General features: G+C 71.1%; 14 protein-coding genes. 2 read left to right on the top strand and 12 right to left on the bottom strand.

From position 1 onward, the window contains the following. Positions 1 to 91: 91 nt before the first annotated feature. From AVL59_RS07740 to AVL59_RS07725, 4 genes are all read right to left on the bottom strand, one after another. Complete coding sequence (locus tag AVL59_RS07740; protein ID WP_208870329.1) at positions 92 to 1447, bottom strand: hypothetical protein; 1356 nt, start codon at positions 1445 to 1447, stop codon at positions 92 to 94. Next, positions 1437 to 1994 (bottom strand): DUF6114 domain-containing protein, encoded by a 558-nt coding sequence (locus AVL59_RS07735; protein WP_067300752.1) that lies wholly within the window; start codon positions 1992 to 1994, stop codon positions 1437 to 1439. The genes AVL59_RS07740 and AVL59_RS07735 overlap by 11 nt, the downstream gene beginning before the upstream one ends. Positions 1995 to 2111: 117 nt before the next feature. Next, complete coding sequence (locus tag AVL59_RS07730; protein WP_067300749.1) at positions 2112 to 2750, bottom strand: DUF6230 family protein; 639 nt, start codon at positions 2748 to 2750, stop codon at positions 2112 to 2114. Positions 2751 to 3368: 618 nt separating this feature from the next. Further along, positions 3369 to 4340, bottom strand: a complete 972-nt coding sequence (locus AVL59_RS07725) for a tetratricopeptide repeat protein (protein ID WP_067300747.1) — start codon at positions 4338 to 4340, stop codon at positions 3369 to 3371. A gap of 209 nt (positions 4341 to 4549) precedes the next feature. Between AVL59_RS07725 and AVL59_RS07720 the strand changes: the two genes are divergently transcribed. Next, positions 4550 to 5176, top strand: a complete 627-nt coding sequence (locus AVL59_RS07720) for a TetR/AcrR family transcriptional regulator (RefSeq protein ID WP_067300744.1) — start codon at positions 4550 to 4552, stop codon at positions 5174 to 5176. 25 nt (positions 5177 to 5201) lie between these two features. Here the strand turns inward: AVL59_RS07720 and AVL59_RS07715 are convergent, their stop codons facing one another. The 5 genes from AVL59_RS07715 to AVL59_RS07695 form a co-directional block, all read right to left on the bottom strand. After that, positions 5202 to 5591 carry a DUF6086 family protein gene (locus AVL59_RS07715; protein ID WP_159399874.1) on the bottom strand — a complete coding sequence of 130 codons (390 nt, stop codon included), beginning with the start codon at positions 5589 to 5591 and terminating at the stop codon, positions 5202 to 5204. A gap of 85 nt (positions 5592 to 5676) precedes the next feature. Continuing rightward, on the bottom strand, positions 5677 to 7377 hold the full coding sequence (locus tag AVL59_RS07710) for an acyl-CoA mutase large subunit family protein (RefSeq protein WP_067300739.1): 1701 nt from the start codon (positions 7375 to 7377) through the stop codon (positions 5677 to 5679). Positions 7378 to 7518: 141 nt separating this feature from the next. After that, positions 7519 to 7857, bottom strand: a complete 339-nt coding sequence (locus AVL59_RS07705; RefSeq protein ID WP_067300736.1) for a DUF3817 domain-containing protein — start codon at positions 7855 to 7857, stop codon at positions 7519 to 7521. Positions 7858 to 7900: 43 nt separating this feature from the next. Then, positions 7901 to 8410, bottom strand: coding sequence for a MarR family winged helix-turn-helix transcriptional regulator (locus tag AVL59_RS07700; protein ID WP_067300733.1), 510 nt, complete (start codon positions 8408 to 8410; stop codon positions 7901 to 7903). Between the two features lie 11 nt (positions 8411 to 8421). Then, entirely contained in the window at positions 8422 to 9675 is a 1254-nt protein-coding gene (locus AVL59_RS07695) for an MFS transporter (RefSeq protein WP_067300730.1), read from the bottom strand. A 100-nt stretch (positions 9676 to 9775) separates the two neighbouring features. Here AVL59_RS07695 and AVL59_RS07690 point away from each other — a divergent pair, with 100 nt between their 5' ends. Next, on the top strand, positions 9776 to 10756 hold the full coding sequence (locus tag AVL59_RS07690; protein WP_067300728.1) for an ArsR/SmtB family transcription factor: 981 nt from the start codon (positions 9776 to 9778) through the stop codon (positions 10754 to 10756). A 136-nt stretch (positions 10757 to 10892) separates the two neighbouring features. Here the strand turns inward: AVL59_RS07690 and AVL59_RS07685 are convergent, their stop codons facing one another. The 3 genes from AVL59_RS07685 to AVL59_RS07675 are packed head-to-tail and all read right to left on the bottom strand — an operon-like array spanning position 10893 to position 13005. Further along, entirely contained in the window at positions 10893 to 11549 is a 657-nt protein-coding gene (locus AVL59_RS07685; RefSeq protein ID WP_067300725.1) for a TetR/AcrR family transcriptional regulator, read from the bottom strand. Further along, positions 11546 to 12256, bottom strand: coding sequence for a DUF4166 domain-containing protein (locus tag AVL59_RS07680; protein WP_067300722.1), 711 nt, complete (start codon positions 12254 to 12256; stop codon positions 11546 to 11548). The genes AVL59_RS07685 and AVL59_RS07680 overlap by 4 nt, the downstream gene beginning before the upstream one ends. Next, positions 12253 to 13005, bottom strand: coding sequence for a hypothetical protein (locus AVL59_RS07675; protein ID WP_067300719.1), 753 nt, complete (start codon positions 13003 to 13005; stop codon positions 12253 to 12255). Before AVL59_RS07675 ends, AVL59_RS07680 begins: the two co-directional genes overlap by 4 nt. Positions 13006 to 13066: the final 61 nt, after the last annotated feature.

Here is a 13066-nt window from a genome sequence, read left to right as displayed (position 1 = left end):
CCGCAAGGGCCCTGTACGGCGCTGAGGGCGCCCCCTGGTTTCAGGGGGCGCCCTCAGTCTGTGCGGCTCCCGAACGGGCTTGTGCGGCCGCTCAGTCGGTGGTGTACACGTGCATGCCGGGCACGTGCAGCGATCCGCCGAACTGAGCCGCCTGGACCACCTTCACATTGGTGAAGTAGATCAGCGGGATGTTGAGCGGGGGCGGGCTGTCCGGGCTGAACGTCACCGGGATCAGGCCGAACAGGTTGCCCGAGATGCTCTGGGTGTACATCACGGTGTCGCCGTTGCGGATGGTGGACGTCGAGCCCTTGGAGGCCTGCACGTGATAGACCTTGCCGGACTGCTTGTCGTTCACCGTCTGGTGCAGGTCACCGATGTCCGTGCCGCCGGAGATGACGTACTTCAGCACCTTCTTCTTGGTGCCGTCGGCCGTCTTCACCTCGACGATGCCCTGGTAGTCGGCGCCCTTGAGCAGCAGCGAGCTGGCGTTCAGGTACCAGGGGTCGTCCGCCACCGGGACCTTGTTGTCGACACCGCCCTCGTCGTCGGTGGCCGCCTGGCAGTCGTCCGCGGACTTCGTGGAGCTCGCGGAGGGGCTGGGCGTGGCCGACGCGGCCGCGTCCTTGGCCGCCTGGGTGGCGTCCCCCGCCGTCTTGGAGACCGTGCCGGTGGTGTCCTTCACGGTGTCCGTGGCCTTGTCGACCGTGTCCTTGACGGTGTCCGTGGCCTTCTTGGCGGTGTCGGAGGCCCCGGAGCCGCCCGAGGAGGACGGCGTACCCGACGAGGACGGCGAAGGCGACGAGGACGCCGACGGTGCCGGGCTCGCGGACGTGCCGGAGTCCTTCGTGCCGCCGGTGAGCACGTTGCCGATGTCACCGATCGTGTCGCCGATGGTGTCCAGCAGGCCGCCACCGCCGCTCTGGCTCGCCGACGGGGCCGGCGTGGCCGTGCCGCCGCTGCCGGAGTCCGACGAACCGGAGCCCGAGCCGGAGCCCGAACCGGAGGACGGCGTGGGCTTGGGCGTGGCCGTGTCGCCGGAACCTGAATCCGACGAAGAGGCCTTGCCCGAGCCGGTGGTGTCCTTCGCGTCCTGGCCGTCGGCGGAGGCCGTGGGGGTCGGCGTGGCCGTGCCGGTGGACTCGCTCGCGGACGGCGACGGCGAGGCCGAGGCGTCCTTGGAGCCGTCCAGCGCCTTGACGCAGTCCTTGTACTCCGCGGCCTTCTGGCTGTTGGACGTCGCCGAGCCGCCGTTGTCGGCGAGGGCGAGGCTCGATGTGAAGCCCATGCCCATGAGTACCGCCGTGGGCATCGCCACGGAGGCTATCGCCTTGCCGGCCGGCATATGGAACCTGGTGAACAGCGGCTTCTTGGGTGCCGCGTGGCGGGGCCCGGTTCTCGCACGGGACCCGTCCACATCGGTCCCGTGGGCCACCTCGTCAGCCGGCACTGTGCCTCCCGTTCGCCCCGTTGGCCGGGCTCGTTCCTGACAGGTCACTCGTCGTCGCGCTCACCCCGTCCGCGTCCTGGTACGGCAGCGGTGCGGTCTCGGGGGCACCGCCCTCGCCCGGTGCGGCACTCGCCGGCGGCTCCGGCTGGGGCGGGGCGCCCGGCGCCCAGGCCACGGCCATCGCTCCGCCGATGAGGGCGAGCAGAAAGCCCATGACGAAACCGCCGAAGTTGGACACGGGCAGGGACACCAGCGCCAGCAGGATCGCGGCGACGCCCGCGAAGGTCCGTACGTGCTTCTGGAACCAGAGGCTGACGCCGAGGACGATGAGCAGCACGCCGATGATCAGGGATCCCGCTCCGGCGGTGGTCGCCATCGCCAGCGTCAGATGACCGAGCTGGAGATGGAAGTACGGGAAGTACATGATCGGCAGACCGCTGAGCAGGACGTACAGACCGGCCCAGAACGGACGGGTGCCCCGCCATGCGCGGAACTGCAGCCTCCGGGCGGTGAACTGGCCGGTTGCGGCAGGAGTCTCGGCGCTCATGGAAAACAGCTCCCTGGTGCGGCGTTGCTGTGGTGGTGATGTGTGCGGCTCGCGAAGACGCGGCCGGAGTGTGGACGGGCGGGGGCGCCACCGGCTCCCCCGCCCATCAGCGAGCGCTCAGTAGCACTCGTGCGATCCCGTCGACAGAGACATCTTCAGGCCGCTCAGCTTGAAGGTTCCGGCGGTGGTGGCCCACGCCGTCTGCTTCACGCCCACCAGCGTGGCCTTGTCGGCCTGCTGCGCGAAGCCGTACGGGTTGGACTGCTCGCCCCCGCCCTTCATACCCGGACCCTTGGCGGCGTCCTTGGCAGCCACACCGATGTCGATGTTGTCGAACGTCGCGTCGGCGTTGAGGTCGGCGACATCGATGTAGATGTTGTCGGCCTGGACCTTGTCGTGACCCTCGCCGCCGGCCCTCAGGATCAGGCTGACCGAACCGAAGATCGGCACGTCCGGGGTGACCACGGACTGGCACAGGTTGGTGATGTCGGCGTGCTTGAACGCCGAGACGGCCACCGGGTGAGCCGTCTTCTTGCCGTCCAGCGTGTAACCGCTGTCGATGGCGCCGTACTGCTCGAAGCCGGTACCGACCAGTTCATCGGCCGACACTTTGAACGACTGCCCGGAGACGCTGAACGAAGCGGCGAGAGCGCCCTGCGCGAGGGCGACACCTATCGCGGCCGTAGCGGCGACGCTGGGCACCATGACCACAGCGAACCGCTTCCATCTGGTCCCGCCACGCACCTGGGACTCCATATTTCCTCCTTCTCGGACGTACATCTCCTGGCCCGGACTCGCCCCAGTCGGCGGCTCAGCCAGGCAGGGATGGGAGAAGTGCTACGTCCTCGGTAAGGAGAGCGCCCGTACTCGCAGGCGCGAACCGCGCCCGAATCACCGGCGATCACCCCCGAGCGACAACCACTGGTCGCGCCTGACACGCATCACGCACAACCTGGACAGGCTTCGCCTTTCGGCAAAGACCCCCCTGCCCTAGAGCCGGCGCCACTGCCGTCGGCTCTGCTCGGTGGGGACCCAGAGTCTCCCGTGACCCGACCGGTTGCCGGGGTGCGGGAATGGACCGAGCGTCGCCGATCGTGGTGCATTCTCGCGCCGGGCACAAGGGGGTTCGTTACTGGCTAGTAACGGCCGGATAACCGAACAACGACCCAGCGGTCTCGGAGTGACACACTCGGTGTCACCTAAGGGCAGAGCAAAGCCGTTGACCCCTGGACAAAACCAGACAGATCAACGGCCCTGATTTACTCCGAGTAACAGCAGTCGCGATTACCAAGATTTGGTAAAGCGAAGCCGCCCTGACGTCTCGTCGGCAAATCTTTCACCCCGGCATCACAAGCCGTGGCGTTTAGTAACTGGTCAGAACAGCGCCCGCGCCAGCGCCCGGCGCGCCCCGACCACGCGCGGGTCCTCGGGTCCTACGACCTCGAACAGCTCAAGGAGCCGACGGCGTACGGCATCCCGGTCGTCACCCACCGTGCGCTGCACGGTCTCGATGAGCCGCCCGAAGGCGTCCTCGACATGACCGCCCACCAGGTCGAGGTCGGCGGCGGCGATCTGCGCGGCGGCGTCGGCCGGCTTCTCGGCCGCCTCCTTGCGCACCTGCTGCGGGTCCATTCCCTGCACCCGCTGGAGCAGTTCGGCCTGCGCGAGACCCAGCTTGGCCTCCGTGTTGGCCGGATCGTCGCTCAGCACGTTCCGGTAGGCCTGGACGGCACCGCCCAGGTCTCCCGCGTCCAGCGCCTGGACGGCGGCCTCCAGCAGGGCGTCGTACGGTCCGGCCGGCACCGCCTCGCGCGGGCCCTCGCCCGGCTGCGCGTCCGGGTCGACGGTCAGGCCGGTCAGGCCGAAGCGCTCCTCGGCGACCTGCACCAGCTGGTCGAGGGTCTGCCGGATCTGCTGTTCGCCGGCGGCCCCCTGGAAGAGCGGCAGCGCCTGCCCCGCGACTACGGCGAAGACGGCCGGGATCCCCTGTACCCCGAACTGCTGCATCAACATCTGGTTGGCGTCGACGTCGATCTTGGCGAGCAGGAAGCGCCCGCTGTACTCGACGGCCAGGCGCTCCAGGACCGGGCTCAGCTGCTTGCAGGGCTGACACCACTCGGCCCAGAAGTCGATGACGACGGGTACTTCGGCGGAGCGCTGCAGGACATCGCGCTCGAATCCCGCCTCATCGACGTCGATGACGAGATCGGCCGGGGAGACGGCCCCCGCCCCGCCCTGCCGGGCGGCTTCGGCGCGTACCTGCTCGGCCTTGGTCTTGGCCTCCTGGGCCGCCTTCACCGCGGCGAGGTCGACGACGCCGCTCATGGACATGTTCCGTGGCTGCATGCGTCTATCCTCCCCCGTTCCCGCGTATGAAGGAAAAAGCGTGGTGGACGGCGCCGGGTCCCCACCCCACGCCGGTGTTCTTCGCTCGCGTACGTCCCTCGCGAGCTTTCGCTACGAGTCGTAGCGTAATGCCATGCGGGGCTCCCGCGACACCACACCCCGGTGATCTCTCTCACGACTCCGCGAGAACGGCCGGTTATGGTCGTGGGATGCAGAGCCGCACCCCCGCCACCCGTACCGGACGCCCGCGCAGCGCGGCCGCGGACGCCGCGATCCTGGCGGCGACGCGGCAGGCGCTGGTGGAGCTGGGCTGGTCCAGGCTCACCCTGGGGGACGTGGCCACGCGGGCCGGGGTTGCGAAGACGACGCTCTACCGCCGCTGGGCCGGCAAGCACGAGCTGGTGGTGGACGCGGTCGCCGAACTCTTCGACGAGCTGGAGCTGCCGGACCGCGGCAGCCTGGCCGCCGATATCGAGGGTGTGGTCCTGCAGTTCGCGGCGATCCTGGCGCGTCCGGAGGCCAGGAGCGGCCTGATGGCGGTGGTCGCGGAGTCGACCCGCGACGACGCGCTGCGCGAGCGCATTCGTGCGTCCATCGTGGACCGCCAGATGCGCCTGGTCCTGGAGGGCCGCGCCCGGGCCCAGTGCCGCGGCGAGCTCCCGCCGGAACCGGACCAGGCGGAGGCCGCCCGCACGGTCGACCTGATCTTCGACATGGTGGCGGGAGCCGTCGTCCACCGCACGCTGGTGAGCGGGAAGCCGGCGGACGAGGAATGGGTGCGCAGCTTCACCAGGGTGCTGCTGCTCGGCCTCACCGCGGCACCGGCCGAGCCCTAGGCCCGGCGCCCCTCCGTTCGGGGAGTCACGTCTTGCGGCGTCCCCGTTCGCCGAACGGCTGGATGCGGACCCATTCCACGTAGGAGTGCTTCTCCTCGGTGTCGACGGTCAGCCGGACTCCCGCGTTGTCCGCCAGCATGATCATCAGCGGGACGACACCGCCCAGCAGAGAGCCCAGTTCGCCGTGGGGACGCTCGCACCTCATCTCCAGGGCCGTGTCGACGAACGCGGCGTACGGGCCGGGGTCGATCTTCACCCAGTTGAAGGGCACTTCCCGCAGCCCGGTCGGCATGTTCAGGACCGAGCCGAGCGCGGTGGCGGCCCCCATGAACAGCCCGCCGGTCATCGCTCCCGGCGCCCACACCCACTCGTCGTCGTTCTCACGGACGGTGAACTCGTACCCCACTGCAGCCATCCCCCTTCGGTCCCGCGCCCTCGCACCACGACAACGTGCCGCGCGCCGGCCCCCGGGCCGGTGCGCGGCACGTCGGTGAACGCCGTCAGAAGCCGGCCGGCTCCGTGTACACGCCCCACTCGTCCCGCAGCGCGTCGCAGATCTCGCCGAGTGTCGCCTCCGCGCGTACCGCGTCCAGCATCGGCTCGATCATGTTGGAGCCGTCCCGGGCGGCGGCGAGCATCGCGTCGAGCGCGCCCCGCACCGCGGCGTCGTCGCGCGCCCCCTTGCGCTCGCGCAGGATGCGGACCTGCTCCCGCTCCACTTCATGGCTGACCCGCAGGATCTCCAGATCCCCGGTGACCGACCCGGTGTGGACGTTGACGCCCACGACCCGCTTCTCGCCCTTCTCCAGCGCCTGCTGGTAGCGGAAGGCGGACTCGGCGATCTCCCCGGTGAACCAGCCGTCCTCGATCCCGCGCAGGATCCCGGAGGTGATCGGCCCGATCGGGTGCCGCCCGTCCGGGTGCGCCCTGAGGCCCCGCTCCTTGATCTGCTCGAAGATCTTCTCCGCGTCCGCCTCGATCCGGTCCGTCAGCTGCTCGACGTACCAGGCGCCGCCGAGCGGATCGGCCACGTTGGCGACCCCGGTCTCCTCCATCAGCACCTGCTGCGTGCGCAGCGCGATCTCCGCCGCCTGCTCGCTCGGCAGCGCGAGGGTCTCGTCCAGGGCGTTGGTGTGCAGCGAGTTGGTCCCGCCGAGCACCGCGGCCAGCGCCTCCACGGCCGTACGCACCACGTTGTTGTACGGCTGCTGTGCGGTCAGCGACACACCCGCGGTCTGGGTGTGGAAGCGCAGCCACTGCGCCTTGTCGCTCTTCGCGCCGTACACGTCCCGCATCCAGCGGGCCCAGATGCGCCGCGCCGCACGGAACTTGGCGATCTCCTCGAAGAAGTCGACGTGCGCGTCGAAGAAGAAGGAGAGGCCGGGCGCGAACACGTCCACGTCGAGGCCGCGCGACAGCCCCAGCTCGACGTACCCGAATCCGTCCGCGAGCGTGTACGCCAGCTCCTGCGCGGCCGTCGCCCCGGCCTCGCGGATGTGGTAGCCGGAGACGGACAGCGGCTTGTAGGCGGGGATGCCGGCCGCGCAGTGCTCCATGAGGTCGCCGATGAGGCGCAGGTGCGGCTCGGGCTGGAAGAGCCACTCCTTCTGGGCGATGTACTCCTTGAAGATGTCGGTCTGCAGCGTGCCGTTGAGCACCGACGGGTCCACGCCCTGCCGCTCGGCGGCGACCAGGTACATACAGAAGACGGGCACGGCGGGCCCGCTGATGGTCATGGAGGTCGTGACGTCGCCGAGCGGGATGTCCTTGAACAGGACCTCCATGTCGGCGGCGGAGTCTATGGCCACTCCGCAGTGCCCGACCTCGCCGAGCGAGCGCGGGTCGTCGGAGTCGCGGCCCATGAGCGTGGGCATGTCGAAGGCCACGGACAGACCACCGCCGCCCGCGGCGAGGATCATCTTGTAGCGCTCGTTGGTCTGCTCGGCGTTGCCGAACCCGGCGAACTGCCGGATCGTCCAGGTACGCCCGCGGTAGCCGGTCGGATGGAGCCCGCGCGTGAAGGGGTACTCCCCGGGCCAGCCGATCCGCTCGAATCCCTCGTACGTGTCCCCGGGTCGGGGCCCGTACATCGGCTCCACGGGATCGCCGGAGAGCGTGGTGAAGTCTGCGTCGCGCTTGCGCGCGGCGTCGTAGCGGGCCTGCCAGCGCCGGCGGCCCTCCTCGATGGCGTGAGCGTCCATACCCTCGAATTTACTTGGACGTCCTAGTAAATGTCGATGGGCAACCGCCGTACGGGGGCCGTACGGCGGTGGAACCGCGGTGGAAGCGCGGTGGAAGCGCGGTGGAAGCGCGGTGGAAGCGCGGTGGAAGCGCGGTGGAACCTAGACCTTGGCGACGGCCGGGGCCGGACCGGCGGCCTTGGCCTCCAGCTCGCGGCTGATCTTCCGCTCGACGAAGAAGGCGGCGGTCGGGATCGTGCCCGCCAGCAGCACCCACAGCTGCTTGCCGACCGGCCACTTCGCCTTGGAGCCCAGGTCGAAGGCGAAGATCAGGTAGACGACATACAGCCAGCCGTGCGCGATGGCGACGACCCGGGTGACGTCGGCGGCACCGTCGATGTGGAACCCGTACTTCGCGATCATGCTCAAGCACAGCAGGACCAGCAGCACACCGGTGACATAGGCCAGGACGCGGTAGCGGGTCAGCACGCTCTTCTTCATGCGGTCGAGCGTAACCGTCCGTTCCGGGAGATCTTGCCCCGGGTCAATCCTCGTCGAAATCGTGCGCCGCGATCCGCAGCGGACGGAACATCGCGAAGATCTCCGCGCACTCCTCGGCGTCGTAGACCCCGAGGCCGAAGTCCATCGCCATCAGGTCGCGGGTGGCCGCGTCGACCACCTCGCGGCCCTTGTCGGTGATGACGGCGAGGGTGCCGCGGCCGTCGTTGGGGTTGGGACGCTTGGCCACCAGCCCGGACTTCACCAGCCGGTCCACGGTGTTCGTCACGGACGTGGGGTGCACCATCAGCCGCTCGCCGATCTTGGACATCGGCAGCTCACCGGCCTTGGAGAAGGTGAGCAGCACCAGTGCCTCGTAGCGCGCGAAGGTCAGGCCGTACGGCTTGACCACGGCGTCGACCTCGGCCAGCAGGATCTGCTGCGCCCGCATGATCGAGGTGATCGCGGCCATCGAGGGCACGCTTCCCCAGCGCTGTTTCCAGAGCTCGTCGGCACGGGCGATGGGGTCGAAGGGAAGGCTGAGAGGCTTGGGCACGTCATCAGACCCTACCGGCCGGTCATATGCCGGTCAGCCCCGTCTCGGCTTTCGGTCGCCCGGCAGGCCAGCGCGAGCCCGCCGCAGCACAGCACGCCGAGCACCCCGGCCCCCGCGACGGCCGCCCGCACCCCCATGACCTGGGCCGCGACGCCCGCCAGCGTCATGCCGACGCCCTGGATCGTCATCAGCCCCGCGCTGAGCACGGTCATGGCCCGCCCGCGCAGCTCCTCGGGCACGGCCCGGACGAACCACTGGTCCAGGCCCAGGGTGTACGCCGATCCCGCCCCGGACAGCAGCAGGAGCAGCAGGGAGAGCGCGAGACCGGGGTGGAACGCGTAGCCGAGGTACGGCAGCAGGGTCAGACAGAGCAGCGGCAGCGCGATCCGTTCCCGGCCGGCGGGGCCGAGCCGCGCCCCGGCGTACAGCTCCCCGGCCACCGTGCCGACGGGCAGGGCGCACATCAGCAGGCCGAGACCCGCGGATCCGGCGCCGAGCGTGTCGGCGTAGGGGGCGGCCAGTGCCTCGGGGACGACGGAGAACATCGCGGGCACCCAGAACAGGAGGAGCAGCACGTGGACGCGCCGGTCGGCGAAGAGGCGGCGGGCGCCGGGCAGGGGCTCCCCCGGCCGCCGGGCGCGGGCGGGGCGGCCGCGGGTGCCGAAGCGCAGCAGCGCGGCCGAGGCGAGGAAGGTGCCGACGGTGATCAGCAGCGCGTGCCGCGGGCCGACGACCGTCAGGAGCAGACCGCCGAGGCCGTATCCCACGAGCAGCGCGCTCTGCGCGACGATCCGCAGCAGGGAGCGGCCCAGCACGAACGGCTCGCCGTCGCCGAGGACGTCCGCGAGGGTGGCCATCCGGGTCCCGGCGAACACCGGGGCGACGACGGCGAGGCAGCAGCGCAGCGCGAGCAGGACGCCGACGTCCGCGCCCGGGGCCACCATCAGCGCCACGCACCCCGCGCACACCAGGTCGCAGGTCACGAGCACCCGCCGGGCCGGGAAGCGGTCGGCGAGCGGGGCGAGCAGGGTGCCGCCCACCGCGTAGGGCAGGAAACCGAGCGCGAAGGTGAGGGCGCTCATCAGGGGCGAGCGGGTGAGGTCGTAGACGAGGACGGACAGCGCGATCTCGCTGACGATCACGCCGAACATGGACAGGATGTGGGCGGCGAAGACGGCCCGGAACTCGGGTACGGCGAGGACGCCGCCGTACCCGGCGCGCGCGGGCGCCGGGGCTTCGGAGGTGGCCTCGGGCGATGTGGACATGCCGGGCAGCGTGCCCGCGCCGGCACCGTGCGGCGTAGAGTTTCGGCCCAGGCCGAATGTCCGAGGCTCAAGGTGCCTGTGTCCGACCGGGGGGATCGCCGTGGCCTCACGTCTCCACTTCGGTGAGGACGACTTTCTGCGCTGCCGGTTCGCCGTCTCGCCCCTGTGGGAGACGCAGGAGGCGGTGCGCACCCTGAAGCGGCCCGACCGGCAGGGCTATCACGTGCCCTGGCTGCGCCGGATCCGTGCGGCCGCGGCGGGTCTCGACCTGACACCGCTGTGGCTGCTCATGCCCCGCCGGGGACACTCCCCCGACTGGCTCGGCCCGCCGCCGATCGGCCCCGCGGCCACCTTCGAGGAGGAGATCGCGGCCGTGCGCGGGGCCGACCCGGACGCGGCCCGGGAGGACACCGCCCTCTCGCTCGCCTGCACCCCGGGCGCCCTGGAGTCGGCGCGGGGCCGGGCATGGCTCGCCGATCCGGCGCGGATGGTCCGGGAGCTGGCGGACGCGATGCAGGAGGCCTGGCGGGTCCTGGTCGAGCCCGAGTGGCCCCGGCTGCGGGCGCTGCTGGAGGCGGACGTGGCCTTCCACTCGCGGCGGCTGGCCGAGGTGGGGCTCGGCACGCTGCTGCCGGAGCTCGACGCACGGCTGTCCTTCAACGGCCGGACGCTGACGCTGGCGCGGCACGGCGAGTACGCGCGCGACCTCGGCGGCCAGGGCCTGGTGCTGATGCCGAGCGTGTTCTCCTGGCCCGACGTGATCACGGGCTTCGAGCCCCCGTGGCAGCCCACGGTCGTCTACCCCGCCCGGGGCATCGCCGGACTGTGGGCCGAGCCCGCCGACCGGACCCCGCAGGCACTCGTCCGCCTGCTCGGCCCCAACCGCGCCGCCGTACTCTGCGCACTCGACGAACCGGCGACGACCACCGCCCTGGCCCACCGCCTGCGTCTGGCCCCCTCGTCGGTGTCGGCACACCTGACGGTCCTGCGGGACGCGGGCCTGCTGACGGCACGACGCTACGGCCACCAGGTCTTGTACGAGCGGACACCGCTGGGGATGGCTCTGGCGTCAGGGGGCTGAACCTGACGCGCCGGGCACGAGGTCGACGCCGGGCAGAGCGGCCGCCCCAGGGGCGCGGGGCCGTATCGATATGCGGCTCCGCCGCGTGGGCGCGACAAGCCACAACGCACCCGCACCCGGCAAAGCACCCGCACCCCTACGGCGCCCCCCTGCCCACGCGCCGCAGACGATGCCGCACCGCCCGCTGAGCCACGGGCCCCAGCTCCTCCAGCGCCGCGACCAGCGCCCCGAGCTGCTCGAGCGCGTCCAGCGCCGCATGGGCGCCGCCCTCGTCGACCCCCTCGTACAGTTCGATGCCGACGAAGGACGCGGCGAGGGCGCGGGCGAACCCGGCCGGGTCGGCGAACTCGCCCAGCGGGGTCGTGGCGAGCACCCGCCGCAGCACCTGCTCGATCTCGGCGATCCACAGGTCGAGCCCGGCGGCCGTGGCCGGGCCGAGGGCGGCATGGGTCTGGGCGCCGGCCAGGAGCTGGCCGAGCAGCGCCACATGGCCGCCGGCGCGTTCCTGCTCATGGATCTCGCGGCCGACGGCGAGGAGTTCGGAGAGCGAGCCGACGGCGGCGAGCCGGGTGCGGTACCTGGCCACGGCCTGCTCCGCGCCATAACGGCAGGCGGCCGCGAGCAGTTCGTCCACCGATCCGAAGTGGTAGAAGACCAGCGCCTGGTTGACTCCGGCCGCCGACGCGACCGAACGGGCCGACGTCTTGGCGATGCCCTGCTCGGTGAGGGTGCGCAGGGCGCCCTCCAGGAGTTTGTTCTTCGTCTCCAGGGACTTCGCCGTCTCCGCGCTCATGCGCGCGCCTCCTCCCGCACCGGGCGCAGCCCCGGCCGTACCCCGCTGGCGCGGATGTCCGTGTACGACGCCGTGAAGGAGCCCTCGTAGCCGAAGAGCGGTCCGGCATAGCGGTTCACCACGCTCACCCGGACGCGGAAGCGGCCCGCGGTGTCGTCGTAGGACTCGCGCACCTCGGCCGTGGCGCCGACGAGTCCGGGCACCCGGACGTCCACCGGGCCCTCCCGGAAGCGGTGCTCACCGGAGCGGATGAGCAGCGAGCCGTCGGGCTCGGCGCTGAAGTGGAGTTCGCTGGCGAGGTGCTGATGGGTGCCCAGATAGTCGAGGATGCGGTCCCCCTTGGGGCTGAGCACCATCTGGGCGTCGAAGCGGCGGGGCCGGCCGGGCAGGTCGAAGGTGCGCACGAAGGTCACCGTCTCACGCCCGTGGGTGTCCGTGTACGGCACGTTCTCGATGACGAACGGGATGTCACGGCCGGGGCGCGGAAGCAGGATGTTGCGGGTGGCGCCGAGGGCCAGGAACGGCTTCACGAACGCCGGGCCGTGCCAGATCCGGTGCATGACGCCCCGGCCCGTGCAGGCCTCCCCGCTCGCCAGGCCCACCGAGAACCGGCGCTGGAGTTGGGGGTGGAGGCGGTCGAAGGCGTCGCCCATCACGGTGCGGAACATCGAGGCCGCGGCGGTCGCACGTGCTTGTGTGCGGGTCATCCGTGCTTCTCCAGGGTGCTCAGGACACGGGGTGCGCGCGCCTGGGTGACCGGGGCGCGCAGACAGCGCCGGGCGGCCGGGGTGCAGGCGAGCGGCGCCTTGAGGAGGGCGAGCGAGATCGCGACCATGAGCAGCAGCGGGCACAGGAAGGCCACGGTGGCCGCGAACCGGCCGAAGACGCGAATGGCCGACTCCAGTCCCAGACCCGTGCAGCACACGGTGAGCACCAGCGCGCGGACCGCGAGTTCGGCCAGCCAGTTGGCCAGGGCCCGCTCGGGTGTGATGCCCCGCTCCAGCCACAGCCGCAGCCGGTCGAAGGACCAGGCGGTGGCCCAGCCCATCAGCGGCCGGAACACCAGCCGGTCGGCGACCGTGCCGAAGGCGCCCCAGCGGGGACGGTAGTCGTAACCGGTGAGGAAGCGGACGCCGTGCGCGTCGGGCACGTACCGCCAGTAGCCGTAGCCCTTGGCGAGTGGGGAGAGGGGGTGAGGGGAGGCGAAGCGCAGGGCGGAGGTGCGGGTGCCGTCGGGGCGCTCCTTCTCGCCGGCGGCGACTCCGGTGCCCGAGACGGTGAGGAACGGCAGCAGGCGCGTGGCGTACCGGAAGCGCTGCGGCTCGCCCTCGGTGCGCGGGAGGTACCGGATCTCCGTGAACCTGAGGTCCCAGCGCTGGTGCTGGGCGGGGTCCTGGGTGCGCGTCCAGAGGTCGTCCAGGTCGGCGCGGATATGTGTCTCTATGTAGAGACCCATGATGTTCCCCCACGTCAGAGTGGCGTTTGAGCGAGCGCTCAAACTGTCTGGGAGGGAAAAG

It is taken from the genome of Streptomyces griseochromogenes (assembly GCF_001542625.1).
Lineage (GTDB): Bacteria > Actinomycetota > Actinomycetes > Streptomycetales > Streptomycetaceae > Streptomyces > Streptomyces griseochromogenes.
Note: the sequence above shows the minus strand (reverse complement) of the source record. Positions and strands in the feature narration are given on the sequence as shown.